This window comes from Pseudomonas gorinensis (genome assembly GCF_042015035.1).
Taxonomy (GTDB): Bacteria; Pseudomonadota; Gammaproteobacteria; order Pseudomonadales; family Pseudomonadaceae; genus Aquipseudomonas; species Aquipseudomonas gorinensis.
In genome coordinates, this window is sequence record NZ_CP167125.1 from 5,478,771 (window position 1) to 5,503,799 (window position 25,029).

Consider the following 25,029-nt stretch of genomic DNA (forward strand, 5'->3'; position numbering starts at 1 on the left):
GATCAGTCAGACCTTTATTGACTGACACTCCGCTATCGGGGGCAAGTCGAATCGTCGCACCGCCCCTCCCACATTGGATCGTCGGTGTTTTGAAGGCTGGCCCCGCAAAAACCGTCCATACTTCCCAAGTCAATTGATCCAGGTCACGTACACCATCAATTGATTTCCCCCAACGCGACCAAAGGTCGCACCCTTGGAGTACCATCGGGGGCGTATCATTACGCCACTGCAACACCCTTCATTTGACCCCGGTTGGCACGTACTGGCCGAGGCAAATCTCCACCGCCGTGGGATGCAATGATGAGCAACCAAATACCGGTACATGACGTTACCCCGCCTGCCAAAAACTCGAATCAACCTGTCGATCTCTACGCATCGCGAGAGAAAATCTACACCCGTGCCTTCACCGGCCTGTTTCGCAACTTGCGTATGCTCGGTGGCGCCGGTTTGTTCCTCCTCTACTTCGGCACCGTGTGGCTGAATTGGGGGGGTCACCAGGCCGTGTGGTGGAACCTTCCGGAGCGTAAATTCTTCATTTTTGGTGCGACCTTCTGGCCCCAGGATTTCATCCTGCTCTCGGGCATTCTCATCGTTGCGGCGTTCGGCCTGTTCTTTATCACCGTGTACGCCGGGCGCATATGGTGCGGGTATACCTGCCCGCAAAGCGTGTGGACGTGGATCTTCATGTGGTGCGAAAAGGTCACCGAAGGCGACCGTAACCAGCGCATCAAGCTGGACAAGGCGCCAATGGGGGCCAACAAGTTCCTGCGCAAATTCAGCAAGCACACCCTGTGGCTGCTGATCGGCTTTGTCACCGGTATGACCTTCGTCGGTTACTTCTCGCCGATTCGCGAACTGGTGTTCGACTTCTTCACCGGCCAGGCCGATGGCTGGTCGTATTTCTGGGTGGGTTTCTTCACCCTCGCCACCTATGGCAACGCCGGCTGGCTGCGCGAACAGGTGTGCATCTATATGTGCCCGTACGCGCGGTTCCAGAGCGTGATGTTCGACAAAGACACCCTGATCGTCTCCTACGACCCACGCCGTGGCGAAGTGCGTGGCCCGCGTAAAAAGGGTGCCGACTACAAGGCCCAGGGCCTGGGCGATTGCATCGACTGCACGATGTGCGTGCAAGTCTGCCCCACCGGTATCGACATCCGCGATGGCCTGCAAATCGAATGCATCGGCTGTGCTGCGTGCATCGACGCCTGCGACAACATCATGGACAAGATGGACTACCCGCGCGGCCTGATCAGCTACACCACCGAGCACAACCTGTCCGGGCAGAAGACCCACAAACTGCGCCCGCGCCTGATCGGCTATGCGCTGGTGCTGCTGGCGATGATGAGCCTGTTGGCCACGGCATTCTTCATGCGTTCGCTGGTAGGTTTCGACGTCAGCAAGGACCGCGTGCTCTACCGCGAAAACGCCGAAGGCCGGATCGAAAACGTCTACAGCCTGAAGATCATGAACAAGGACCAGCGCGACCACACCTACGTGCTCGACGCCGCCGGTCTGCCGGACCTCAAGCTGCAAGGCCGACGCGAAATCAAGGTGGCCGCCGGCGATATCGTCAGCATGCCGGTCGAACTGTCGAGCGCACCGGAGCAGTTACCGTCGAGCACCAATGAGGTGACCTTCATCCTCAAGGATGCCGATGACGCCAACGTGCATATTGAAGCCAAGAGCCGGTTCATCGGCCCTCAGGTTCGTTAACCACACTACTTCGTTAACCAGAGAGCAGAACAATGCCCGCAGCTACTGCCACAAGCCCTTGGTACAAGCACCTCTGGCCCTGGATCATCATTGGGATCCTGGCCTGCTCGGTGACCTTGACCTTGTCCATGGTGACCATCGCAGTCAAGAACCCGGACAACCTGGTCAACGACAACTACTACGAGGCCGGCAAAGGCATCAACCGCTCCCTGGACCGCGAACTGCTGGCCCAGACCCTGCAACTGCGCGCCAAGGTGCACCTGGACGAACTGACCGGCGAAGTCGAGGTATATCTGACCGGCAACAGCGGCCCGTCGACCCTGGAACTGAACCTGATCTCCCCGACCCAGCCAGAGAAGGATCGCAAGATCAACCTGACCCGCAGCGCCAGCGAACCCGGACGCTATATCGGCCAGGTCACCGACAAGGTCGAAGGCCGCCGTTTCGTGGAACTGCTCGGTGTGGAAGGTGACCGGACCTGGCGCCTGTTCGAAGAAGAACAGGTCAGCCACGACAAGGACTTGCTGTTGGGTGATGAGCCGTTGCAAGGTGCTGAAGACCTGAAGAAGTAAACACCTGCGCTTCGCGCATCGCGAGCAAGCCCGCTCACACCTCAGGAACGAGCGCCCCTGTGGGCGCGGGCCTGCCCGCGATGAGGCCCTCCCTGCCACCCAAGATCTCACGCCATGACCAGCCCCACTCCCTGCTACCACTGCGCCCTGCCCGTGCCACCCGGCAGCCGGTTCACCGCCGAGATCCTCGGCGAGCGCCGCGAGCTGTGCTGCCCGGGTTGCCAGGCGGTGGCCGAGGCAATCGTGGCCGGCGGGCTGGAAAGCTATTACCAGCACCGCAGCGAAGCCTCGGCCAACCCCGAGGCCCTGCCGGTGCCACTGGTGGACGAACTGGCACTGTACGACCGCGCCGACGTGCAAAAACCCTTCGTACGCCACGAAGGCGACCTTGCCGAAGCCACCCTGTTGATGGAAGGCATCAGTTGCGCCGCGTGTGGCTGGCTGATCGAAAAACACCTGCGCAGCCTGCCCGCCGTGGCCGAGGCGCGTCTCAACCTGTCCAACCATCGCCTGCATGTACGTTGGGCCGACGGGCAATTGCCGTTGAGCCAACTGCTCAGTGAGTTGCGCCATATCGGCTACGCCGCCCACCCTTACCAGGCGGACCGCGCCGCCGAACAACTGGCCGGCGAAAACCGGCGGGCCCTGCGCCAACTGGGGGTCGCCGGACTGCTGTGGTTCCAGGCGATGATGGCAACCATGGCCACCTGGCCGGAATTCAATATCGACCTGAGCGCGGAGTTACACGTGATCCTGCGCTGGGTCGCGATGTTTCTCACGACCCCCATCGTGTTCTACAGCTGCGCACCGTTTTTCAAGGGCGCCATGCGCGACTTGCGCACCCGCCACCTGACCATGGATGTGTCGGTGTCCCTGGCGATTGGCGGCGCGTACCTGGCCGGCATCTGGACCTCGATCACCGGGGTCGGCGAATTGTATTTCGACGCGGTGGGCATGTTCGCCCTGTTCCTGCTGGCCGGGCGTTACCTGGAGCGGCGTGCCCGGGAACGCACGGCGGCGGCGACCGCGCAATTGGTCAACCTGCTGCCCGCCTCATGCCTGCGCATGAAAAGTGATGGGCAGAGCGAACGTATCCTGCTCAGCGAACTGGCGTTGGGCGACCGCGTGTTGGTGCACCCCGGCGCGGTATTGCCGGCAGATGGGGTGATCCTCGACGGCCAGTCCAGCATCGACGAATCCCTGCTGACCGGCGAGTACCTGCCGCAGCCGCGCCAGGTCGGCGACGCTGTGACGGCGGGCACCCTCAACGTCGAAGGCGCACTGACGGTCGAGGTCCGCGCCCTGGGGCATGACACGCGCTTGTCGGCCATCGTGCGCCTGCTGGAACGGGCCCAGGCCGACAAACCGCGCCTGGCGCAGATAGCCGACCGCGCCGCACAATGGTTCCTGCTCTGCTCACTGGTCGCTGCCGTGCTGATCGGCCTGCTCTGGTGGGAGCTGGATTCGTCGCGGGCGTTCTGGATCGTATTGGCGATGCTGGTGGCGACCTGCCCGTGCGCCCTCTCGCTGGCCACGCCAACCGCCCTGACTGCCGCCACCGGCACCCTGCACAAACTCGGCTTGTTGCTCACCCGAGGCCATGTGCTGGAAGGCTTGAACCAGATCGACACGGTGATTTTCGACAAGACCGGCACCCTCACCGAAGGGCGCCTGGCGCTGCGCGCGATCCGGCCGCTGGGCGCCCTGGACAGCGACCAGTGCCTGGGCCTCGCCGCGGCCCTCGAAAATCGCTCTGAACATCCGATCGCACGGGCCTTCGGCCGTGCCCCCCTGGCCGCTGACGAAGTGCTCAGCACCCCCGGCCTGGGCCTGGAAGGTCGCGTCGGCGAACGCCTGCTGCGGATCGGCCAGCCGGGGTTCGTGTGCGCACTGAGCGGTTGCCCGATCCCCGCCTCACCGGACGAAGCCGGACAATGGCTGCTGCTGGGCGACCGCGACGGCGCCCTCGCCTGGTTCGTACTGGATGACCGCCTGCGCAGCGACGCGCCGGCGCTGCTGGCTGCGTGCAAGGCACGGGGCTGGCGCACGCTGCTGCTGTCGGGGGACAGTTCACCGATGGTCGCCAGCGTGGCCGCCGAACTGGGCATCGACGAAGCCCACGGCGGCCTGCGCCCCGACGACAAGCTGCAGGTGCTGCAACAGTTGCATCAGCAAGGCCGTAAGGTGTTGATGCTGGGTGACGGTGTCAATGATGTCCCCGTACTCGCCGCCGCCGATATCAGCGTGGCCATGGGTTCGGCCACGGACCTGGCGAAAACCAGCGCGGACGCGGTATTGCTGTCCAACCGCCTGGATGCCTTGGTGCAAGCCTTCACCTTGGCGCGACGCACCCGTCGGGTCATCATTGAAAACCTGCTTTGGGCCGGGCTGTACAATGGCCTGATGCTGCCGTTTGCCGCCCTCGGCTGGATCACGCCGATCTGGGCGGCGATCGGCATGTCCCTCAGTTCGTTGACCGTGGTGCTCAACGCCCTGCGCCTGACTCGCCTGCCGAGTGCGCAGGCCAAAAGCGCCCCCTTGGTAAATCGCCCGCTGCCGGCTTGAGCCGCGCGGGCATGGAGTGCAGATGCCAGCTCTATACGTGATGATTCCAGCGGCGCTGCTGTTAGTGGGCGTCGCCATCTACATCTTCTTCTGGGCCGTGGACAGTGGTCAGTACGACGACCTCGACGGCCCGGCCCACAGCGTGCTGTTCGACGACCAGGACCCGAACCACCTGGCCGCCGTTGACAAGGCCAACGGCCCCGAACAGCCGGCCCAACCCAAAGACCCTCCCCATGCTTGAACTCCTGCCGCTGCTGGTCTCCGCCTTGATCCTCGGGCTCTTGGGCGGCGGCCATTGCCTGGGCATGTGCGGCGGGCTGATGGGCGCGCTGACCCTGGCGATCCCCAAGGAACAACGCAGCCGCAGGTTTCGCCTGCTGCTGGCGTATAACCTCGGCCGCATCCTCAGCTATGCCACGGCGGGCCTGTTGATCGGCCTGGCCGGTTGGGCCGTGGCCAACAGCCCGGCGGCGATGTTCATGCGCGTGCTCGCCGGGTTGCTGCTGATCTGCATGGGCCTATACCTGGCCGGCTGGTGGAGCGGGCTGACCCGTATCGAAAGCCTTGGGCGCGGCCTGTGGCGCTACATCCAGCCGGTCGCGAACCGTTTGCTGCCAGTGTCCAGCCTGCCCCGCGCCCTGCTGCTGGGCGCGCTGTGGGGCTGGTTGCCGTGCGGCCTGGTCTACAGCACCCTGCTGTGGGCTGCCAGCCAGGGCAATGCGCTGGACAGTGCGCTGCTGATGCTGGCGTTCGGCCTCGGCACCTGGCCAGTGCTGCTGGCGACGGGGCTGGCCGCCGAACGCGTCACGGCGTTATTGCGCAAACGTAGCGTGCGTGTGGCGGGGGGCGTGCTGGTGATGCTGTTCGGTATCTGGACCTTGCCAGGGCCCCATCAGCACTGGCTAATGGGCCACTAAAAGGCCATGTGGCATAGCGCCGCTCCCCGTTGACGCAAATCAAGATGCCTTTTCAGCCACGCCCCTAGACTCGGCCCACTAGCCTATCCGGGGGAACGCCCGCATGCTCGACGCCATTCGTTGGGACAGCAATCTGATTCACCGCTACGACTTGGCGGGGCCGCGCTACACGTCCTACCCCACCGCCGTACAATTCGACAGTCAGGTCGGTACCTTCGACCTGCTCCACGCCCTGCGCGACAGCCGTAAGGCCGTCCGACCGTTATCGCTGTATGTGCATGTGCCATTCTGCGCGAACATTTGCTACTACTGCGCCTGTAACAAGGTGATCACCAAGGACCGGGGCCGCGCCCAGGCTTACCTGCAACGCCTGGAGCAGGAAATCCAATTGGTCGCCTGCCATCTCGACCCCAAGCAATCGGTGGAACAACTGCACTTCGGCGGCGGCACCCCAACGTTTCTCAGCCATGACGAACTGCGCCAGGTGATGGCCTGCCTGCGCAAACACTTCAATCTGCTCGACGATGATTCCGGCGACTACGGCATCGAGATCGACCCGCGTGAAGCCGATTGGGCGACCATGGGCCTGTTGCGCGAACTCGGCTTCAACCGTGTCAGCATCGGCGTGCAAGACCTCGACCCGGACGTGCAGCGGGCGGTCAATCGCCTGCAAAGCCTGGAAGAAACCCGAGCGGTGATCGACGCGGCGCGCACCCTGCAGTTTCGCTCGATCAATATCGACCTGATCTACGGCCTGCCCAAGCAAACCCCCATCAACTTCGCACGCACCGTGGAAGAAGTGATCAAGCTGCAACCGGACCGCTTGTCGGTGTTCAACTACGCACACCTGCCGGAGCGTTTCATGCCCCAGCGGCGGATCAACAGCGACGACCTGCCCGCACCGGCGCAAAAGCTGCTGATGCTGCAAACCACTATTGAACAACTGACCGAGGCCGGCTACCGCTACATCGGCATGGACCACTTCGCCCTGCCGGACGACGAACTGGCCATCGCCCAGGAAGAAGGCACGCTGCAACGCAACTTCCAGGGCTATACCACCCATGGCCATTGCGACTTGATCGGGCTCGGGGTATCGGCAATCAGCCAGATTGGCGACCTGTATTGCCAGAACACCAGCGACCTCAGCGGCTATCAGAACGCACTGGCCGGCGCACAATTGGCCACCAGCCGTGGCTTGTTGTGTACCACGGACGATCGATTACGGCGGGAAGTGATTCAGCAGTTGATCTGCAATTTCAGCCTGGACTTCGAACAGATCGAACAGGCATTCAACATTGATTTTCGCGGGTACTTCGACGAAGTCTGGCCGCAACTGGAGGCGATGGCAGAAGACGGCCTGATCGAGCTCGACGCCGAGGGTATTCGGGTGCTGCCGGCCGGACGCCTGCTGGTGCGCTCGGTGTGCATGGTGTTCGATGCCTATCTGGACCACCAGAACCGGCATCGATTTTCACGGGTGATCTGAGACCGTCCTACGCCATTGCCAGGGAACCGGCCTTGAGTGCATCTGGGCCACTCAAGCCTTTCATCGACTTGGCCAGGGACGTTTGCGCGGTCACCAGGCTAGCTTGCAGGGTGCTCAGCGCCCCTTGCAGATTGCTGATCTTGATCCGCGCCTCTTCCGGGCTAAGGCTCTTGTCCGCCATCACCGCTTGCAGTTCCTGCTGTTTCTCGGCGATCTGCTCCTTGATCTTGCGGATCATCTTGAGGGCCTGCTGAATGTTATCCGGCAGGCCGCTCTCCTCGATATCACTGTTGGACTTCTTCGCGGCACTGGCAGCAAGCAAGGCGGCACCGGAAATGGTCACCTTCACGCCTTCAGGTTCCTTGGTTTGCCGCAGCGGCGTGGCCGTTGCGTCCTTGAGTGCCTTGGCGGCGGCGGCAGCCTTGGTCTCCGCCACCAGGTCTTTCGACGGCGGCGAATCCATCAAGGCCGTATTGACCGGGATATTCGCACTAATGGAGATCATGATTCGAGCCTCCGAGCTCAAGCATTCGTCCCTTTGTATCGGCCTGGACACATAAAGCTTTATGCCGATGCTGGTTTTTTGTACACGCTGGCCTCAACGCCTCCCAGTGCGGTACCCTTACGTCTTATGTGTGTTCTCCCACAAGGATTTAAGAAATGTCCGAGCCAGTCAAACTGCGCGCTCACAGCCAGGCTCACTGCAAGGATTGCAGCCTGGCGCCCCTCTGCCTGCCACTTTCGTTGAATCTGGAAGACATGGATGCGCTGGACGATATCGTTAAACGCGGTCGCCCGCTGAAAAAAGGCGAGTTTCTGTTTCGCCAGGGCGACAAGTTCGATTCCGTCTATGCAGTACGGTCGGGCGCGTTGAAGACATTCAGCCTGAGCGACAGCGGCGAAGAACAGATCACCGGCTTCCACCTGCCGAGCGAGCTGGTCGGGCTGTCGGGCATGGACACCGAGATTCACCCTGTGTCGGCCCAGGCCCTGGAGACCACATCGGTGTGCGAAATTCCTTTCGAACGCCTGGACGAATTGGCCCTGCAACTGCCGCAACTGCGCCGTCAGCTGATGCGCGTGATGAGTCGCGAAATTCGTGATGACCAGCAAATGATGCTGCTGTTGTCGAAAAAAACCGCCGACGAGCGCATTGCGACGTTCCTGGTCAACTTGTCGGCGCGGTTCCGTGCCCGTGGTTTCTCGGCCAACCAGTTCCGCCTGAGCATGTCGCGCAACGAAATTGGTAACTACCTTGGCCTGGCCGTGGAAACCGTGTCGCGGGTGTTCACCCGTTTCCAACAGAACGAGCTGATCGCCGCCGAAGGCAAGGAAGTGCATATCCTCGACCCGATCCAGCTGTGTGCATTGGCCGGCGGTTCGCTGGAAGGTTGATGTTCAAAGGTTGATCCAGACACCTGGGGCCGCGCCAACCCGCGAGGCCGCGGGTATACTTCGAGTCCGCTTCCCTGCCCCAGGACTCTTCGACGATGATCTTCGATTCGTTCGACATCAAATCCCTGATTCGCCCTGTCATCGACTTCCCCAAGCCTGGGGTGATCTTTCGCGATATCACGCCACTGTTCCAATCGCCCCGCGCCCTGCGCCTGGTGGCCGATAGCTTTGCCCACCGCTACGTCGAAGCCGACTTCACCCATATCGGCGCGATGGACGCCCGAGGCTTCCTGATCGGCTCGATCCTCGCCTACCAATTGAACAAACCGCTGATCCTGTTCCGCAAGCAAGGCAAGCTGCCGGCCGATGTGCTGACCGAGGGTTACCAGACCGAATACGGCGAAGCCTTCCTCGAAGTGCACGCCGACAGCCTGTGCGAAGGTGACTCGGTGCTGATGTTCGATGACCTGATCGCCACCGGCGGCACCCTGATCGCCGCGGCGAACCTGGTACGGCGCATGGGCGCGAGGCTTTTTGAAGCGGCGGCGATCATCGACCTGCCGGAGCTGGGTGGCTCGCAGCGCTTGGAAGACATGGGGATTCCGACCTTTTGCCTGACGCAGTTTGCCCTGACTGAACGGTAACGGTGACCTGGGCTCCCGATGAAGCCATTAAGGACAACACACCTCACAACCCCATCTGCTTGCTGATGATTTCATTCATCACTTCGCGGGTGCCCCCGCCGATGGACAGGATGCGGTTGTCGCGATACAGCCGCTCCACCAGGCTGCCACGCATATACCCCTGGCCGCCGAGTATCTGCACGGCGTCATAAGTGACGCGGTCAGCGGTGTCGGTGGCCAGGTTTTTAGCCATGGAAATTTCCTTGATCACACTGACGCCAGCGGCCATTTTCGCGGCCTGGCGGTAGGTGAACTCCCTTGAGACTTCCACGGCGGTGGCCATTTCTGCCAGGCGATGCTTGAGCACCTGGAACTTGCCAATGGGTTTGCCGAACGCTTCACGCTGGGCGGCCCATTTGAGGCTTTCCTCCAGCGCAAGCTGTGCAGTCATATTGGCCATGAGGGCCAAGGCCAGGCGTTCGCTCTGGAAGTTGCCCATGATGCAGGCAAATCCCAGGTTCTCGGCGCCGATCAGGTTAGCGACAGGCACCCGGCAATCATCGAAGAACAATTCAGCGGTGTCGGACGCCCACCAGCCCATCTTCTTGAGTGGCTGGCCCACGGTAAAACCGGCAGTGCCCTTTTCAATCAGCAACAGGCTGATGCCGCCAAAGCCAGGCCCACCGGTACGCACCGCCACGGTGTAGAAGTCGGCACGAATACCGCTGGTGATAAAGGTCTTGCTGCCGCTGACCCGGTAATGATCGCCGTCGCGAATGGCGCGGGTTTGCAGGTTGGCCACATCGGAACCGCCACCGGGCTCGGTGACGGCCAGGGCGATGATCTTCTCGCCCGACAACACCTGCGGTGCCACACGCTCGCGCAACTCGGGCCGCGCCCATTTGACCACCGGCGGCAAACCGATATCCAGCGAGCCCAAGCCCGCCACCACACCACCGGAACCACAGCGCATCAACTCCTCGCTGGCGGCGACCTTGGCGAACAGATCACCTTCATGGCTACCGCCCAGGGCTTCGGGATAACCGATGCCGAGGATCCCCGCCGCGCCTGCCTTGCGGTACAACTCCCGGGGAAAGCTTTCCGCCTCCTCCCACTGCTCAATGTCCGGCAGCATTTCGCGCTCGACGAAACGGCGCACGCTGTCACGAACCAATTGGTGGCTGGGGTCGAAGTAGTCCTGGAAGGCAGGCATCGGCAAGCTCCACGGTAAGGTGGAGCGAAATTACCAAGCGCTTGCTTGGTTATCAAGCCGTATGCACATCCTGAATGAGAGGGGGCCTGCTCCCGACGGCAGTGTGTCAGTCAACGATTCATTGGCTGATGCACCGCTATCGGGGGCAAGCCCCCTCCCACATTTGAGCCTGCGGTGATCGTTAGAGCGCGATCGGTTTTCGACCGGCAAACGAATGCGCCAACGTGCCGCCGTCCACCAACTCCAACTCGCCCCCCAACGGCACGCCATGGGCGATGCGCGAAGTGACCAGGCCTTTGTTGCTCAGCAGTTGGGCGATGTAATGCGCGGTGGCTTCACCTTCCACGGTCGGGTTGGTGGCCAGGATCACTTCGGTAAACGTGCCCTGCGCTTCTATACGCGCCACCAGCTGTGGAATACCGATCGCTTCCGGCCCCAGGCCGTCCAGGGGCGACAGGTGGCCCTTGAGCACGAAGTAGCGCCCGCGATAACCGGTCTGCTCCACCGCATACACATCCATCGGCCCCTCCACCACACACAGCAGCGTGTCATCGCGGCGTGGGTCGGCGCATTGCGGGCAGAGCTCTTCTTCGGTGAGGGTGCGGCACTGCCGGCAGTGGCCAACCCCTTCCATGGCCTGGCTCAGGGCCTGGGCCAGCCGGGTGCCGCCGCTGCGATCACGCTCCAGCAGTTGCAGCGCCATACGCTGGGCGGTTTTCTGACCCACACCGGGCAAGGTGCGCAAGGCGTCGATCAGTTGGCGAATCAGGGGGCTGAAGCTCATGGGGGAATGGTCCGACAAAACAACGAGACGCGGTTTATACCCGCGCCTCGGATTAGCGTCAAATGCTCAATCCTGCGCGACACGCACCACCAACTTGCCGAAGTTGCGCCCTTCGAGCAAACCGATAAAGGCCTCGGGTGCCTGCTCCAAGCCGTCGACCACGTCTTCGCGGAACTTGATCTTGCCGTCGCGCACCCACGGCGCCATGGCGCTGAGGAACTCCGGCTGGCGATCACCGTAGTCATCAAACACGATAAAACCCTGGATACGCACGCGCTTGGTCAGCAAGGTACGTTGCAGCGCCGGCAAACGATCAGGCCCGCTGGGCGCTTCATGGGCGTTATAGCCAGCAATCAGGCCACACAGGGGAATCCGTGCCTTGGGGTTGAGCAGCGGCATGACGGCATCGAAAACCTTGCCACCGACGTTCTCAAAGTAGATATCCACGCCCTTGAAGCAGGCCTGGGCCAGCTCATCGACGAAGTGCTCGCTCTTGTGGTCGATACAGGCATCAAAGCCCAGCTCGTCCACAACGTAGCGGCACTTGTCGGGGCCGCCCGCGATACCGACCACTCGCAAGCCCTTGAGCTTGGCCACTTGCCCCACCACCGAGCCCACGGCGCCGGACGCTGCCGCCACCACCAGGGTTTCCCCGGCCTTGGGCTGGCCGATATCCATCAAGCCCATGTAGGCGGTCATCCCCGGCATGCCCAACACGCCCAGGGCCATGGATGGACTGGCCAAGCCCTTGGGCACCGGGATCAGGTTGCGGCCGTCGGAAATGCTGTGGCTCTGCCAGCCGGTAGCCCCGACCACCAGCTCGCCCACTTCGAATTTCGGATGGCGCGACTGCTCGACACGGCTGACAGCGCCACCGGTCATCACTTCGTCGATTTCCACCGGCGCCGCGTAGGACGGGGCGTCGCTCATGCGCCCGCGCATGTATGGGTCGAGGGACAGGTACAGCGTCTTCAGCAGTACCTGGCCGTCCGCCAGTTCCGGCAGGGTTACCCGCTCAAGGCGGAAGTTCTCTGGCGTGGGGGCGCCGTGAGGGCGCGAAACCAGGACAATGCGCTGGTTAAGAGTCGGTTCTTGAGGCATCAGGGGGCTCCTTATCGAATCCATCGGTATAGGGTGCAGACCATGAGTGCCGGGCCAGGGTTCGATCGGATCGGCACAAACAAAAATGCCAGGCGCAATGCCTGGCATTTCAGTCTAGCCAAGGCTGGCCGATCAGAACGGCAGCTTCATACCCGGCGGCAGTTGCATGCCAGCGGTCACGCCGGACATTTTGTCCTGGCTGTTGGCTTCGATCTTGCGCACGGCGTCGTTGACGGCGGCGGCGAACAGATCTTCGAGCACTTCACGGTCGTCATCGCTGACGCCTTCGAGCAGGCTCGGGTCGATGCTCACGCGCTTGATGTCGTGACGGCCAGTCATCACCACGCTGACCATATCGCCACCGGCTTTACCGGTGACTTCGGCGTTGGCCAGTTCTTCCTGCATCTTGGCCATCTTTTCCTGCATCTGCTGCGCCTGCTTCATCAGGCCGGCCATGCCACCTTTCATCATGGGAATCACCTCAAAAGTACGTGGATCAATAAGTAGCCCTGTGTCATGACGCCTGGGGCACCGGGGCTTCGACAGGTTCAATAGTATCGTGACGGACGACCGCACCGAACTGTTCCATCATTTGCTGGATGAGCGGATCAGCGTGGATCGACTCTTCGGCTTCGCGCTGGCGGTTCAGGCGCCGGCGAGTCGCGGCCTGGGCCGGGGTTTCCTGCTCGGGCTTGATCAACTCGATGGCAATGGTCAGCGTGCGCTCATGGTACTGGTTAAGGGCATCGTTGAGTCGGCGCTGCTGGGTCGCGTTGAACAAGGCGCTGTGGGCCGGGTCCAGGTGCAACAGCCAGTGGTCGCCCTCGATCGCGATCAGGGTGCAGTTGGCGGCGATGCTGCCGGTCATGCCGGAAATCGGCAGTTTCGGGAACAGCTCCAGCCATTGCAGGGCCAGGCCGGTAGCAGGTGCTGCGGCGGGTTCGGCCTCGGGCTCGGGGGCCGGCTCGGCCGCATGTTCGCTGGCCAGTTCGTCCAGGTAGCTGTAGGCCGAATCGATGTCCGGTTCGATGTAGTCTTCGTCCAGCGGTGGTTCGTCGTCGAGGTCGATACCTGGGACTGCGGCATCCACCTGGGCCACAGTGGGCTCAGGGACCGGCGCGCTGACCCATTCCGGCGCGTCCGGCACCACGCTGTCCGGGGTCGGCGTAGGCATCGGCGTCAGCTCGGGCTGCTCGCCAGCGGTTTCCAGCACCGGCTCCACGGCGGGCTGCAACTCGACTTCAGCGTCAGCCTCCAGCGGGTCATTCCAGGGCAGGTCGACCACTGGGGCCGGCTCGGGCTCGATCAGCGGCTCCGGCGCGACTTCCGGCGCAACAACTACAGGCTCTGGCGCCGGGGCAACCGGCGCAGGCGCAGCAACCACTGGCGCGACAACCGCCGCGCCAGCCACTGGTTTGGCGGAATCAACTGTGGCTTGGCTGATCCCCACTGGCTTTAGCGGCTGTCTCGGGGCGTCCGTGGAGTCGGCAGGCCGGAAGGCCAGCATTCGTAACAGGACCATTTCGAAACCACCGCGCGGATCCGGCGCCAACGGCAGGTCCCGACGGCCGATCAGGCCCATCTGGTAGTAGAACTGCACATCTTCGGCCGGCAACGCCTGGGCCAGGGCCAGCACGCGGTCGCGGTCGCCATGGCCATTGTCGACACCTTCAGGCAGCGCCTGGGCAATGGCGACGCGGTGCAGCACGTTGAGGATTTCCGAAAGCACGCCGTTCCAGTCCGGGCCTTGCTCCGACAAGTGGCGCACGGCTTCGAGCAACTTCTTGGCGTCGCCCTCGATCAATGCGTGCAGCACATCGAACACCTGGCCGTGATCCAGGGTGCCGAGCATGGCACGCACATCGGCGGCCATGACCTTGCCTTCACCAAAGGCAATGGCCTGGTCAGTGAGGCTCATGGCATCGCGCATCGAGCCATCGGCAGCGCGGCCAAGCAGCCACAGGGCGTCGTCTTCGAACGGTACGTTCTCGACACCCAGCACATGGGTCAAGTGCTCGACCACGCGCTCAGGGGTCATGTTTTTCAGGGAAAACTGCAGGCACCGCGACAGAATAGTTGCAGGAAGCTTCTGCGGGTCGGTGGTGGCCAGAATGAATTTGACGTAGGGCGGCGGCTCTTCCAGGGTCTTCAACAATGCGTTGAACGAGTGGCTGGACAGCATGTGTACTTCGTCGATCAGGTAGACCTTGAAGCGGCCGCGACTCGGCGCGTACTGCACGTTATCCAGCAGCTCCCGCGTGTCTTCGACCTTGGTGCGGCTGGCGGCGTCGATCTCGATCAGGTCGACAAAACGCCCTTCGTCGATCTCGCGGCACACCGAACAGGTACCACAGGGCGTCGATGTGATCCCCGTCTCACAGTTCAGGCATTTGGCAATAATTCGGGCAATGGTGGTCTTGCCGACACCCCGGGTACCGGTAAACAGGTAGGCGTGGTGCAGCCGTTGGCTGTCCAAGGCATTGATCAGAGCCTTGAGCACATGGGTCTGGCCGACCATTTCGCGGAACGAGCGCGGACGCCATTTACGTGCAAGAACCTGATAACTCATCGAAAACCGTCGCAACTGGGAAGCGGAAGCCGGTAATGCTAGCGGAGCAAGGGGGAAATTGCATCCGGCACGCTCGCCTAATCTGACCAAGCTCGCCTGACTGGCGTTTTAATGGCCTGAACCGGAGAGTGTCTGCGCGTAGTCCTGGGCGCTTTATGGATGATTGCTGCGACCAGCCTGCGCACTCCTGACAAGAACTGACAGGGCGGCCTTATAGACTGGGCTCACATAACCGCCCGTACTCAAGGAGCCTGCATGAACACCCTCGCCCATTACTTCCTGCTGTATGTCGACAGCCCGGCCACCAGCGCCAATTTCTACAGCCGCCTGCTGGACAAGCCACCGGTCGAATTGAACCCGACCTTTGCCCTGTTCATTCTCGACCATGGCGTGAAGCTCGGCCTGTGGTCACGCCATACCGTGGAACCTGCGGCCCAGGCCACGGGCGGCGGCGGTGAAGTCTGTTTTTCGCTGGCCGATACCGCCGCCGTCGATGCCCTGCACGAACAATGGCTAGAACGGGGCGCCACGATCCTCCAGTCACCGACCACGCTGGACTTTGGCTACACCTTCGTCGCCCAGGACCTCGACGGCCACCGCTTGCGTGCGTTCAGCCTGAGCGCCTGACCGCCAACGCCCTTCCAGGCTGATGGCCGCCACACTCGCCAGCACGATCACCCCGCCGAGCACCACCTGCAAGGCTACGTGCTCGCCCAGCAGCGTGGCCGCCATCCCCATGGCCACTGGCGGGATCAGGTACATCGCCACCGACGCGCGGCTGACGTCGACGTGCTTTAACACGAACCCCCACGCCAGGTAGGCCAACGCACTGGGGAAAACCCCCAGCACCAACACTGCCAGGTTCTCCACCAACGGCGCTCGCACCACGGCGGTGGGCAGGCCAGGCAGGTTCACGCAGAGCATCAGGGTGCCCGACCACACCATGTAGCACGCCAGGGTCAGTAGGCTGTAGCGATGCGCACAGTGCTTCTGGATGACGAAGTACACACTCCATGAGGCCGCCGCCAGCAGGATCAACAGGCCGCGCGGGTCGATCTCGCCGAGGCCCTGGTCGCCCCAGATCACCACCAGCACGCCCAGCAACCCCAACAGCACGCAGCCCCACCGCCAAAGGCTGACTCGCTCCTTCAAACAGAACGCCGCGATCAGCACACTGAACAACGGCGCTGATTGCGCCAGTACGCTGGACGCCGCCGCTGTCACCCATTGCTGCCCATAATTGAGGCTGGTGTGGTGCAGGAACACCCCGAAAAAACCCAGCACGAGCAACCACGGCATGTCCCGCAGACGTGGCCGACCAATCCCGAGCACCAGCGCCACCGCCCCCATCAATACCGAAGCGATCAGAAATCGCAGCAACGCCAGCTGGCCCGGACTGTAGCTGTGCAGGCCGATGTGCACGCCAATCGGCGAATAGGCCCAACAGAGAATCACGCTGGCGATGACTAGCGTAAACTTTACGGGTGACGGGGCATTCATCAACGGCATCCAGAAACAGGGAAGGAATGCCGTCAGTCTTGGCCTGGGCACATCGCAGGACAATTAACCGTTTCTGACTTCTGAAATCAGTGGAACTGAGCAATGGAACTGGCCCAACTGAAGATGGTGAGAGCCGTGGCGCAAACCGGCAGCGTGGCCCAGGCCGCACTGCAATTGCATTGCGTGCCGTCGAACATCACCACGCGCATCAAGCAGCTGGAAAGCGAGCTGGGCACACCGTTATTCATCCGTGCCGGGCGTGGGCTGGCCATCAGTGCCGCCGGGGAAATTTTCCTGGGCTACTGCGAGCGCATCCTCGCGCTGGTGGATGAATCCAAACGCGCCGTAGACGCCAACGCCATTCCCCGTGGCACCTTGCGCATCGGCGCGGTGGAGTCCAGCGCCAGCGGCCGCCTGCCGCCGTTGCTGGCGGAATACCATCGACGCTACCCCGACGTCAGCCTGGAGCTGGTGACCGGTGCCTGGGGGCAACTACTGGACGATCTGCAACACCATCGCCTCGACGTGGCGCTGGTGGCCGCCGGCAACCAACGCACCAAGCTCGAACACAGCGTGGTCTACAGCGAACGGCTGGTGCTGATCGCCAGTGTGTCCAGCGCACCGATCAACAGTGCGGCCGACCTGGCCGGCCGTACCCTGCTGGTCTGGCCACCCGGCTGCCCCTACCGCGCGGCACTGGAGAACTGGGTCAAGCCCCACGACTTCAAGCCGGCCATCGCCAGCTATGCCAGTTGGGGCACGATTATCGGCTGTGTGAGTGCCGGCATTGGCGTAGCGCTGGCGCCGGAAGGCATCCTGGCGCGCTATGAGCAGGCCAATCAACTGGCGTCGTATCGATTTGAAGAACTGGCGGCCGTGGATAACCTGCTGTTCTGGCACAAGGACACCCAACGCCACCTGGCACGGGACGCATTCGCCGGGCTGTTGCGGGAAACTTTCGGCTAACTCGCAACATGTCGTTTCGGTTATCCTCTCGCGAAATTAATTCAAAATGTAAGGGACTACCATGAATTACTTCCGCCTGTTGTTGGCGGCGGCCGCGCTGAGCCTGCCTGCCGCACCTGCCGTTGCTGATACCTCGCCTGCCCCCGTTGAAGCCAGTGCCCCCGCCGAAACAGCCGAGCACTTTCTGGCCTCACTCAAGCAAAAGACCGGCACGATCACCCTGCCCAGCGGCATCGCCACCCTCAAGCTCACCGACGAGTTCTACTACCTCGACCCCGCCGATACCGAGCGCTTGCTGACCGATGGCTGGGGCAACCCGCCGGGCTTCAAGACCCTTGGCATGATCGTGCCCAAAGCCGTCAGCCCATTGTCGCAACGCGGCTGGGGCGTGATCGTCAGCTACAAGGCCGACGGGCACATCTCCGACGAAGATGCGGCAAAAATCGACTACGCCGACCTGCTCAAGCAAATGCAGGAAGAAGATGAAGCAGAGAACCAGGAACGCCAGAAACAAGGCTACGCGGGCCTGCACCTGCTGGGCTGGGCGGAGCCGCCGCACTACGACGACACCACCCACAAGATGTACTGGGCCCGCGAACTGAAGGCCGACGACGCCGACCAGACGACCCTCAACTACAGCATTCGCGTGCTGGGCCGTGAAGGCGTGCTGGAACTCAACGCCGTCGCCGCCATGGCCGACCTGGCCACCATCCAGCAAGAATTGCCCAAGGTGCTGGCCTTTACCAACTTCACCGACGGCAACCTCTATACCGACTTCAACCCGAACACCGACAAGCTCGCCACTTACGGCCTCGCCGCGTTGGTTGCCGGCGGGATTGCCGCCAAGGCCGGGCTCTTTGCCAAGATCGGTATCTTCCTGCTGGCCGCGAAGAAGTTCCTGGTAATCGGTGTAGTGGCGCTGCTCGCAGTGATTCGCAAGCTGTTCAACCGCAACAAGGCCTGAACCCCGGACGCAAAAACGCCGCAGTATGCCTGGCACACTGCGGCGTTTTGGGGATGTCTTAGTGAGGCGCCGCTAGACGAGTGTATTGATCCTGGCTGATCCAGCCGCTGAACGAGCGGTCGTCGGCATTGATGAACTCGACCTGGGCCCAGCCGTCCTTGAAGGCCAGCACACCGACCACATCGCGCTTGACGATATACGGACGCTTGGCGGTCTTGGCGCCTGGGGTCTTCAGCAGGTAAGCCTTGTCGGCGGATACCGTCACCAGGCCGATCCATTTTTTACTGGCGGTCTGGGTCAGGTCCAGGCCGGTGGCAATCTCCGGCATCAGCACGTTCATGCACCCAGGGTGCTGGCGGCCCTCTTCCACCGTCAGGGTCACGCCATCGGACGAAGGCGCCAGGCTGCCGGGATGAGCCTCATCGAGCCAAGTGGTGAGCGCCTCAGGTTTGCCTTGCAGGTAAAACGCGCAACTGCGGGTAACGCCCTCGCCCATTGCTTCCGAATAGAACCCTTCGACCTGATGCTCCGGCGTCACTGCCAGCATCAGCCCTTCGTACTTGCCCGAATGCAACGCAGCCGAACCGGCCAAGGCAGGGCCCACGGCGCACAACGACAACACACCTATCGCTAGAAAACGGATCATCCTATTTTTTCCCTTCAAGTTTTTCGTAGGCTTTTTGCATAAGGACGTCGTAGTTGCCGTAGTCCTCGCCGTTATAGTTACGCGCCATGCCGGTAAAATCCTTGGCTTTCATGGCCTTCATCAATGCCGGGCTCTTGCTGCAAAAACCGAGGAACGCTTTTAGTTGGTTGCCGGCATTCACCTTTAATGCTGCCGAAAACTCAAACACCGTCTTGTAACCGCACGAGGCAAAGTTGAAGCCCATGATCTGGAACATGCCCCACGAAGCCGACATGAGTGCCGCTTCCTGATCCAGGGCAAACGCGGTGGCCATGGTTTCCCAAGCCTTGGCCTGATCCTTGTTATTGGCCTGCCACTGCGGCCCGGCTTTTTTCTTGTAGGGGTAGGACAGCAGCGGGTGCGCCTGGTCGTAGATGTGCTTGGTGTACTTGCGAAACAAGTGCCCTTCAAACGCGATCACCGGCAACTTGGCCGGGCCGAACCCCGAACGCCCACCTGATTCCACAGTGGCGAAGGCCTTGATGATATTTACCGAAATACCGCTACCCAACTGTGTGGCGGCGTTCTGGAAGTCCGTTTCGCTGAGGGTCATGCCCCCGTCGCACGTGGCCTGGAGCATCAATTGGCGGTTACGTCGCTCGGCCTCGATCGTCGCGCGCACGCGGTCCAGGTACACGTTGACCGTGGCCTGCACCGCATCGCCATTGTTGTTGCCAAACACATTGAGAAAGCTGGGGATACGCATCGTCGGGAAGGCTTTGACGGGCACCTTCACCGCCTCTTCGATCAGGCTGTTGAACGTGCGACCGGTAGGGTCGATCACGCCATCGGGGTGGGCATATTTGAGATGGCGAAACTGATACTGGCTGATGCACTGCACCAACTGGCCATCACACTTGCCATTCTCGGCCAGCGGAAAACCCATCTTGGGAATGATCAAATTGAATAAATACTGGATGCACTGCACATCGGCGGGCAAGTTGCGGGCTTTGCCGGGAGCGCCTACTGAAGCACTGATAAGACGAGGCAACCCTTGCAGGCTTTTCATGACAGACATCCTTGTTAGTTAAAGAAGTGATGGCACTTCAATATCAATTACAAACACTTGTCATACTCTGAAACAAGTGGCTGGCGGAAACTAACAAGGAGGTTTGAGGTTGTCCAGAGTGAGCATTAAAAGCTGTGAAAGAGCCCTCACGAATAAACCCTTAAAACGCTGGTGCTTCATAATCGGGGCGCTTGCCTATTCATTGCGCTACTGTCACCGGCGCATAACGCCAGTATCTGAAAACCTTCAAGGATTGAAATGAAAGCCCCTCTGCTGATCTTGTCGATCATGGCCCTGCTGTCCGGCTGTGCCTCGACGCCCGCTCCAGACCTCTCACGCCCCTCCATTGCCGAAACAAAGTCGGTGGTGTTCGCGGGTAAGACATTTGTCCTGAAATTCCAGAAAAACGGCTTGTGGGAATATTTTCCGGAAAACCAAAGCGTCGATGCCTGGACTGAAATGGTGGACTTTACGGTTGTGCCTCCCGATGACCGCTTCGAGCCGCTGGACCTGGGAAAGCGCACGGTGCAGTTGCACCAACAGGAAAACCCGGACATGCCAGCGGTCCTGGCAACAGACAACCGAACCGGGATCCTCTACCTGATGCTGTTTTATCCCTCGGCGCTGCGCAAAGACGGGCATTTCTCTGAATTCAGCTTCTTCAAGTACTACCGCGACGCCGGCACGGGCGCGATCGTCATCTTTCACTTCGCCAGGAACGTCCCGGCCAAGTCCCAGACCAGGGACGAGCGATGGGAAAGCGCCAAGACCCTGGGCGACGAAATAGTGCCGGTGATAAAGGCATTCCCCCTGTACCGCCCGTAAGCCTGTGGAGCGCACAGCAGAAATCGATTCGCAGGCAGTAATGGCCAGCAAAGCGTTTTAGAAATAAGGATTTTTGAAGATTCAGGAAGAGCGTTATGGAGGCAACCCCACCAGCCACACCCCGGCACACAATGTTCCCGCTGTGGCTGCTTCCTTCCGGATCTGACCAGGTTCACGGGTAATCGTTGCGGGGGGACCGATGGGGTCACCATAACGACGCTGGCCTCTCGGCAAGCCGCGCCATTGTACCGATCTCATCGGAAGTTACAACCGTTGGTGCCGGATTAAAATATGAAGGGGTTCAAGTACTTGCCATGGCCGTCAGCATCCCCGCCATCCCCTGTGGGAGGGGGATTGCTCCCGATAGCGGTCTGCCAGCCAATAAATCAGTAACTGACACACTGCTTTCGGGAGCAAGCGCCCTCCCACATTAATTCATCATGGTGTCTGCAACACCTCGTCCGCCCGGCCGCCCTCTTCCTGGATGACCAGGTGAATGAAGTGCAGCTTGGCGATCACCGCCGGTGGCAGTACGAAGGGATAGAAATCCGGCTGCCCCATGGCACGGGACAGTTCGTTGAGCATGCCGGCCAGTTCGATCCAGGCGTTGACGAAAGACAGGAACGCCGCACCGCCAGGGTGCTCGGGGTCGTAGAGGGTGCTCAGGGGAAATGGCTGGTAATCCAGGTCCAGTTCCCGCGCACTCATGCCAAACCCCAGGGCGGTGTCGACCGCGTCCATCATGTGCAGGTAGTGGGCCCAGGTTTCGGCCCAGTCTTCCCACGGGTGCATGGTGGCGTAGGCACTGACGCAGGTATGTTGCCAATCCGGGCGCGGGCCATTCTGGTAGTACTGGTCGAGGGCATCGGCGTAACTGGCGCTTTCGTCGCCGAACAGGTCGCGAAAAGGTGTCTGCCAATGGCTGTTGGCGATCAGGCGGTCCCAGTAATAGTGACCGACCTCGTGGCGAAAATGCCCGAGCAGCGTGCGATAGGGTTCGCGCATCTGCACCCGGACTTTTTCGCGGTGGGCGTCGTCGGCCTCCTTGATGTCGAGGGTAACCAGGCCGTTGGCATGCCCGGTGGTCGGCGCATTGCCTTCCAGGTCGATGCCGACGAAGTCGAAGGCCAGGCCGTTGTCTTCGTCGATGCTCTTGGGCACGACGCGCAGGCCCAGACTGATCAGTTGTGCCACCAGTCGGCGCTTGGCGGTTTCCACCTTGCGCCAGCGCTCGTGGTTCTCGGTGATCGACAGGTCGGGAATGGTGCGGTTCAGGCTGCAGGCCACGCACAGCGGTGCGGTGCTGTGGGCGGGAATCAGCCAGTTGCAGGCGGCGGGCGTGTCGAGGTTGGCGCAGCGGCGAAAGGCGCCTGCATCGAGGTTGTCGTCTTGCAGCCAGGTGTCCACGACAGGCCCCGGCTGCAGGGAGGACAATCGGCTTTGTTGGGGTTGATAGCCCAGCACCGCCGAGCAGGCCAGGCATTGGCTGTTGCGAAAGAACAGCGGCTGACCGCACCGGCATTGCCAGACCTTGCTGTTGCGCGAGGATTCGGCCATGAACGGTGCGGCGATGCGCGAACTGAGTTGCTCGAAATAGCGAAACATGGCGATCTCTCCCTGGGTGACAGAGACTAGATCATTTCTCGCTCGGGATCGTTCCACTTTGCTGCCCGACGCGGGGCGAGTCCTAATGCCTGTCGGTTAAGAATGGAACGAGCAAACAGTAACCTGTGGCGAGCGGGCTCGCCACCAGAAGCGCACGCTATCAGACGGTGATGTGATGCCCGGCGAGGAAGGCCACGAAAGCGTCTTCGTCCAGCACCTTCAGGCCCAGTTCGCTGGCCTTGGCCAACTTCGAACCAGCACCCGGCCCGGCCACCACGCAGTGGGTTTTCGCCGACACCGAACCGGCCACCTTGGCGCCGAGGCTTTCGAGCTTGTCCTTGGCGACATCGCGGCTCATCCGCTCCAGGGAGCCGGTCAGCACCCAGGTATGCCCTGCTTCCGGCAAGCCTTCGATCACTTTCTTCTCGCTCTGCCAGTGCATGCCGAACTCCTCGAGCTGCCGCTCGATGGCCAGGGCATGGTTGGCATGGTCGGGGTTATCGAAGAACTCGCGCACAGCCTTGGCCTGCTTCTCGGGCAGCGCCTGGCGCATATCGAGCCAGTCAGCCTTGATCACGCCTTCGAGGGAGCCGAACTTGTCCGCCAGTTTCTGCGCGGCGCCGGGACCGACGCTGGGCACATTGAGTTTGTCGAGCAAACCGCCGAGGGTGGTGCTGGCGGCGAATTCGGCGGCCAGGGCGCCTTCGTCTTGCAATTGCAGGCCGCATTTGTCCGGCGCCAACAGTGCGCCGATCACGTCCTGGTTGTGGCGGTCATCAAAGAAGCTGCGGATCTCGTGCGCGACTTCCAGGCCCACGTCCGGCAGGTACGTCAGCACCTCCGGCAACGCGCGCTGCACGCGCTCCAAGGCCCCCAGGGAACGCGCCAGCACCTTGGCGGTCTCCTCGCCCACGTCGGGAATGCCTAAGGCGTAGATGAAGCGCGCCAGGGTCGGGCTCTTGCTGTTCTCGATGGCGGCGATCAGCTTCTTGCTGGAGATATCGGCGAAGCCTTCCAGGTCGATGATCTGTTCGTACTTGAGCGTGTAGAGGTCAGCCGGCGAACCAATGAGTTTTTCATCCACCAACTGCTCGATGGTCTTGTCACCCAGGCCATCGATGTCCATCGCCCGGCGCGAGACGAAATGGATGATCGCCTGCTTGAGCTGCGCGCCACAGGCCAGGCGGCCGACACAGCGGTACACCGCGCCTTCGCTGACGGTTTCCTTGCCCTTGCTGCGCTTGACCAGTTGCGTGCGCTCGACGTGGGAGCCGCACACCGGGCAACTCTCGGGGATCTGCACGGCGCGGGCATTTTCCGGACGGCGCTCGGTGACCACCGACACCACCTGCGGGATCACGTCTCCGGCACGGCGGATGATCACGGTGTCGCCGATCATGAGGCCCAGGCGCGCCACTTCGTCCATGTTGTGCAAGGTGGCATTGGACACGGTCACACCCGCGACCTTGACCGGTTTCAGTCGTGCCACCGGCGTGACGGCACCGGTGCGGCCAACCTGGAATTCCACGTCGAGCAGCTCGGTCAGTTCTTCCATGGCCGGGAATTTGTGCGCGATCGCCCAACGCGGCTCACGGGCACGGAAACCCAGTTCGCGCTGGGAGGCAATGCTGTTGACCTTGAACACCACGCCGTCGATTTCATAGGGCAGGCTGTTACGTCGCTCGCCGATATCGCGGTAGTAGTCCAGGCATGCCTGGATGCCCTTGGCCAACTTCAGCTCATGGCTGATCGGCAGGCCCCACTTCTGCAACTGTTTCAAATTGCCGATGTGGGTGTCACTGATGTCTGCGGTGACCTGGCCAATGCCGTAGCAGCAGAACTCCAGCGGGCGGCTGGCGGTGATCTTCGAGTCCAGCTGGCGCAGGCTGCCGGCGGCGGCGTTACGCGGATTGGCGAAGGTCTTGCCGCCGACTTCCAGTTGCGAGGCGTTCAGTCGCTCAAAACCGGCCTTGGACATGAACACTTCGCCGCGCACTTCCAGGGTGGCCGGCCAGCCGGTGCCGTGCAGTTTCAACGGGATATTGCGCACGGTGCGCACATTGACACTGATGTCTTCGCCCGTAGTGCCGTCGCCGCGGGTGGCGCCGCGCACCAGTTCGCCGTCCTGGTACAGCAGGCTGACCGCCAGGCCATCCAGCTTTGGTTCACAGCTGTACTCCACCGCAGCGCCACCGCCAAACAGATCGCCCACCGGCAGGTCGAGCCCCTCGGTGACGCGGCGATCGAACTCGAGCATGGTGGTTTCATCGAACGCGTTGCCCAGGCTGAGCATCGGGATCTCATGACGCACCTGGGTAAAGGCCGACAACGCCGCACTGCCGACCCGCTGCGTCGGCGAATCACGCGTCACCAGTTCCGGGTGCTCGGCTTCCAGGGCCTTGAGCTCATTGAACAAGCGGTCGTACTCGGCGTCCGGAATGCTCGGCTCGTCGAGCACGTGGTAACGGTAATTGTGCTGATCCAGTTCAGCGCGCAGTTCAAGGATGCGGGTGTGGGCGGCGGTCATGGGTGTT

Annotated in this window: 23 protein-coding genes and 1 other RNA gene; 12 read left to right on the forward strand and 12 right to left on the reverse strand. The window is 61.8% G+C overall.

Annotated features, from left to right (window positions below; genetic code table 11):
• Positions 1-300: 300 nt before the first annotated feature.
• The 6 genes from ccoG (at position 301) to hemN (ending at position 7,256) form a co-directional block, all read left to right on the forward strand.
• Positions 301-1,716, forward strand: a complete 1,416-nt coding sequence (gene ccoG / locus AB7933_RS24770; RefSeq protein ID WP_024076829.1) for a cytochrome c oxidase accessory protein CcoG — start codon at positions 301-303, stop codon at positions 1,714-1,716.
• Positions 1,717-1,748: 32 nt separating this feature from the next.
• Complete coding sequence (locus AB7933_RS24775; protein ID WP_024076830.1) at positions 1,749-2,288, forward strand: FixH family protein; 540 nt, start codon at positions 1,749-1,751, stop codon at positions 2,286-2,288.
• A gap of 114 nt (positions 2,289-2,402) precedes the next feature.
• Entirely contained in the window at positions 2,403-4,853 is a 2,451-nt protein-coding gene (locus tag AB7933_RS24780) for a heavy metal translocating P-type ATPase (protein WP_024076831.1), read from the forward strand.
• Positions 4,854-4,875: 22 nt separating this feature from the next.
• On the forward strand, positions 4,876-5,094 hold the full coding sequence (ccoS, locus tag AB7933_RS24785; protein WP_024076832.1) for a cbb3-type cytochrome oxidase assembly protein CcoS: 219 nt from the start codon (positions 4,876-4,878) through the stop codon (positions 5,092-5,094).
• Positions 5,087-5,770 (forward strand): sulfite exporter TauE/SafE family protein, encoded by a 684-nt coding sequence (locus tag AB7933_RS24790; RefSeq protein WP_024076833.1) that lies wholly within the window; start codon positions 5,087-5,089, stop codon positions 5,768-5,770. Before ccoS ends, AB7933_RS24790 begins: the two co-directional genes overlap by 8 nt.
• Before the next feature lie 103 nt (positions 5,771-5,873).
• The gene (hemN, locus tag AB7933_RS24795; protein WP_024076834.1) at positions 5,874-7,256 is read left to right on the forward strand and encodes an oxygen-independent coproporphyrinogen III oxidase; all 1,383 of its coding nucleotides are present in this window, start codon (positions 5,874-5,876) and stop codon (positions 7,254-7,256) included.
• A 7-nt stretch (positions 7,257-7,263) separates the two neighbouring features.
• Here hemN and AB7933_RS24800 read toward each other — a convergent pair whose 3' ends face one another.
• The gene (locus tag AB7933_RS24800; protein WP_024076835.1) at positions 7,264-7,761 is read right to left on the reverse strand and encodes a hypothetical protein; all 498 of its coding nucleotides are present in this window, start codon (positions 7,759-7,761) and stop codon (positions 7,264-7,266) included.
• 155 nt (positions 7,762-7,916) lie between these two features.
• Here AB7933_RS24800 and fnr point away from each other — a divergent pair, with 155 nt between their 5' ends.
• Entirely contained in the window at positions 7,917-8,651 is a 735-nt protein-coding gene (fnr, locus tag AB7933_RS24805; RefSeq protein ID WP_016979302.1) for a fumarate/nitrate reduction transcriptional regulator Fnr, read from the forward strand.
• Positions 8,652-8,746: 95 nt separating this feature from the next.
• Positions 8,747-9,295, forward strand: a complete 549-nt coding sequence (locus AB7933_RS24810; protein ID WP_024076836.1) for an adenine phosphoribosyltransferase — start codon at positions 8,747-8,749, stop codon at positions 9,293-9,295.
• A 43-nt stretch (positions 9,296-9,338) separates the two neighbouring features.
• Here the strand turns inward: AB7933_RS24810 and AB7933_RS24815 are convergent, their stop codons facing one another.
• From AB7933_RS24815 to dnaX, 5 genes are all read right to left on the reverse strand, one after another.
• Positions 9,339-10,487 carry an acyl-CoA dehydrogenase family protein gene (locus AB7933_RS24815; RefSeq protein WP_024076837.1) on the reverse strand — a complete coding sequence of 383 codons (1,149 nt, stop codon included), beginning with the start codon at positions 10,485-10,487 and terminating at the stop codon, positions 9,339-9,341.
• A 181-nt stretch (positions 10,488-10,668) separates the two neighbouring features.
• A complete protein-coding gene (recR, locus tag AB7933_RS24820) occupies positions 10,669-11,271 on the reverse strand; it encodes a recombination mediator RecR (RefSeq protein WP_017845247.1) in 603 nt (200 codons plus the stop codon).
• Between the two features lie 66 nt (positions 11,272-11,337).
• Entirely contained in the window at positions 11,338-12,372 is a 1,035-nt protein-coding gene (locus tag AB7933_RS24825) for an NADP-dependent oxidoreductase (protein WP_024076838.1), read from the reverse strand.
• A 132-nt stretch (positions 12,373-12,504) separates the two neighbouring features.
• Complete coding sequence (locus AB7933_RS24830; RefSeq protein WP_017527493.1) at positions 12,505-12,843, reverse strand: YbaB/EbfC family nucleoid-associated protein; 339 nt, start codon at positions 12,841-12,843, stop codon at positions 12,505-12,507.
• 43 nt (positions 12,844-12,886) lie between these two features.
• Positions 12,887-14,941: a DNA polymerase III subunit gamma/tau gene (gene dnaX, locus AB7933_RS24835; RefSeq protein WP_024076839.1), complete on the reverse strand. Its 2,055-nt coding sequence runs from the start codon at positions 14,939-14,941 to the stop codon at positions 12,887-12,889.
• Positions 14,942-15,196: 255 nt separating this feature from the next.
• Between dnaX and AB7933_RS24840 the strand changes: the two genes are divergently transcribed.
• Positions 15,197-15,568 (forward strand): VOC family protein, encoded by a 372-nt coding sequence (locus AB7933_RS24840; protein WP_024076840.1) that lies wholly within the window; start codon positions 15,197-15,199, stop codon positions 15,566-15,568.
• On the opposite strand, the gene AB7933_RS24845 is transcribed toward AB7933_RS24840, so the two are convergent.
• A complete protein-coding gene (locus tag AB7933_RS24845) occupies positions 15,482-16,441 on the reverse strand; it encodes a DMT family transporter (protein WP_024076841.1) in 960 nt (319 codons plus the stop codon). The genes AB7933_RS24840 and AB7933_RS24845 overlap by 87 nt on opposite strands.
• A gap of 102 nt (positions 16,442-16,543) precedes the next feature.
• Between AB7933_RS24845 and AB7933_RS24850 the strand changes: the two genes are divergently transcribed.
• Together AB7933_RS24850 and AB7933_RS24855 are read left to right on the forward strand one after the other, a co-directional pair.
• Complete coding sequence (locus AB7933_RS24850) at positions 16,544-17,407, forward strand: LysR family transcriptional regulator (RefSeq protein ID WP_024076842.1); 864 nt, start codon at positions 16,544-16,546, stop codon at positions 17,405-17,407.
• A gap of 61 nt (positions 17,408-17,468) precedes the next feature.
• Complete coding sequence (locus AB7933_RS24855; protein ID WP_024076843.1) at positions 17,469-18,371, forward strand: DUF2167 domain-containing protein; 903 nt, start codon at positions 17,469-17,471, stop codon at positions 18,369-18,371.
• 58 nt (positions 18,372-18,429) lie between these two features.
• On the opposite strand, the gene AB7933_RS24860 is transcribed toward AB7933_RS24855, so the two are convergent.
• Both AB7933_RS24860 and AB7933_RS24865 read right to left on the reverse strand, forming a co-directional pair.
• A complete protein-coding gene (locus tag AB7933_RS24860; RefSeq protein ID WP_024076844.1) occupies positions 18,430-19,017 on the reverse strand; it encodes a hypothetical protein in 588 nt (195 codons plus the stop codon).
• Position 19,018: 1 nt separating this feature from the next.
• Positions 19,019-20,065 (reverse strand): N-acetylmuramidase family protein, encoded by a 1,047-nt coding sequence (locus tag AB7933_RS24865; RefSeq protein ID WP_024076845.1) that lies wholly within the window; start codon positions 20,063-20,065, stop codon positions 19,019-19,021.
• 258 nt (positions 20,066-20,323) lie between these two features.
• Between AB7933_RS24865 and AB7933_RS24870 the strand changes: the two genes are divergently transcribed.
• A complete protein-coding gene (locus tag AB7933_RS24870) occupies positions 20,324-20,890 on the forward strand; it encodes a hypothetical protein (protein ID WP_024076846.1) in 567 nt (188 codons plus the stop codon).
• 105 nt (positions 20,891-20,995) lie between these two features.
• On the opposite strand, the gene ffs is transcribed toward AB7933_RS24870, so the two are convergent.
• The 3 genes from ffs to ligA form a co-directional block, all read right to left on the reverse strand.
• Positions 20,996-21,092: signal recognition particle sRNA small type (gene ffs, locus AB7933_RS24875), an RNA gene on the reverse strand.
• 236 nt (positions 21,093-21,328) lie between these two features.
• Positions 21,329-22,495 carry a zinc-binding metallopeptidase family protein gene (locus tag AB7933_RS24880; RefSeq protein ID WP_024076847.1) on the reverse strand — a complete coding sequence of 389 codons (1,167 nt, stop codon included), beginning with the start codon at positions 22,493-22,495 and terminating at the stop codon, positions 21,329-21,331.
• 160 nt (positions 22,496-22,655) lie between these two features.
• Positions 22,656-25,022 (reverse strand): NAD-dependent DNA ligase LigA, encoded by a 2,367-nt coding sequence (ligA, locus tag AB7933_RS24885; RefSeq protein WP_024076848.1) that lies wholly within the window; start codon positions 25,020-25,022, stop codon positions 22,656-22,658.
• Between the last annotated feature and the right edge of the window lie 7 nt (positions 25,023-25,029).

Excerpts from the sequence above, each read along its gene's own strand:
- AB7933_RS24775 (WP_024076830.1), top strand. The coding sequence starts at position 1,749 with ATGCCCGCAGCTACTGCCACAAGCCCTTGGTACAAGCACCTCTGGCCC.
- AB7933_RS24800 (WP_024076835.1), bottom strand. The coding sequence starts at position 7,761 with ATGATCTCCATTAGTGCGAATATCCCGGTCAATACGGCCTTGATGGAT.
- AB7933_RS24845 (WP_024076841.1), bottom strand. The coding sequence starts at position 16,441 with ATGAATGCCCCGTCACCCGTAAAGTTTACGCTAGTCATCGCCAGCGTG.
- AB7933_RS24790 (WP_024076833.1), top strand. The coding sequence starts at position 5,087 with ATGCTTGAACTCCTGCCGCTGCTGGTCTCCGCCTTGATCCTCGGGCTC.
- ligA (WP_024076848.1), bottom strand. The coding sequence starts at position 25,022 with ATGACCGCCGCCCACACCCGCATCCTTGAACTGCGCGCTGAACTGGAT.
- AB7933_RS24855 (WP_024076843.1), top strand. The coding sequence starts at position 17,469 with ATGAATTACTTCCGCCTGTTGTTGGCGGCGGCCGCGCTGAGCCTGCCT.
- AB7933_RS24825 (WP_024076838.1), bottom strand. The coding sequence starts at position 12,372 with ATGCCTCAAGAACCGACTCTTAACCAGCGCATTGTCCTGGTTTCGCGC.
- ccoG (WP_024076829.1), top strand. The coding sequence starts at position 301 with ATGAGCAACCAAATACCGGTACATGACGTTACCCCGCCTGCCAAAAAC.
- AB7933_RS24810 (WP_024076836.1), top strand. The coding sequence starts at position 8,747 with ATGATCTTCGATTCGTTCGACATCAAATCCCTGATTCGCCCTGTCATC.
- AB7933_RS24870 (WP_024076846.1), top strand. The coding sequence starts at position 20,324 with ATGAAAGCCCCTCTGCTGATCTTGTCGATCATGGCCCTGCTGTCCGGC.
- AB7933_RS24865 (WP_024076845.1), bottom strand. The coding sequence starts at position 20,065 with ATGAAAAGCCTGCAAGGGTTGCCTCGTCTTATCAGTGCTTCAGTAGGC.
- AB7933_RS24880 (WP_024076847.1), bottom strand. The coding sequence starts at position 22,495 with ATGTTTCGCTATTTCGAGCAACTCAGTTCGCGCATCGCCGCACCGTTC.
- dnaX (WP_024076839.1), bottom strand. The coding sequence starts at position 14,941 with ATGAGTTATCAGGTTCTTGCACGTAAATGGCGTCCGCGCTCGTTCCGC.
- AB7933_RS24850 (WP_024076842.1), top strand. The coding sequence starts at position 16,544 with ATGGAACTGGCCCAACTGAAGATGGTGAGAGCCGTGGCGCAAACCGGC.
- AB7933_RS24780 (WP_024076831.1), top strand. The coding sequence starts at position 2,403 with ATGACCAGCCCCACTCCCTGCTACCACTGCGCCCTGCCCGTGCCACCC.
- AB7933_RS24830 (WP_017527493.1), bottom strand. The coding sequence starts at position 12,843 with ATGATGAAAGGTGGCATGGCCGGCCTGATGAAGCAGGCGCAGCAGATG.
- AB7933_RS24860 (WP_024076844.1), bottom strand. The coding sequence starts at position 19,017 with ATGATCCGTTTTCTAGCGATAGGTGTGTTGTCGTTGTGCGCCGTGGGC.
- hemN (WP_024076834.1), top strand. The coding sequence starts at position 5,874 with ATGCTCGACGCCATTCGTTGGGACAGCAATCTGATTCACCGCTACGAC.
- fnr (WP_016979302.1), top strand. The coding sequence starts at position 7,917 with ATGTCCGAGCCAGTCAAACTGCGCGCTCACAGCCAGGCTCACTGCAAG.
- recR (WP_017845247.1), bottom strand. The coding sequence starts at position 11,271 with ATGAGCTTCAGCCCCCTGATTCGCCAACTGATCGACGCCTTGCGCACC.
- AB7933_RS24815 (WP_024076837.1), bottom strand. The coding sequence starts at position 10,487 with ATGCCTGCCTTCCAGGACTACTTCGACCCCAGCCACCAATTGGTTCGT.
- ccoS (WP_024076832.1), top strand. The coding sequence starts at position 4,876 with ATGCCAGCTCTATACGTGATGATTCCAGCGGCGCTGCTGTTAGTGGGC.
- AB7933_RS24840 (WP_024076840.1), top strand. The coding sequence starts at position 15,197 with ATGAACACCCTCGCCCATTACTTCCTGCTGTATGTCGACAGCCCGGCC.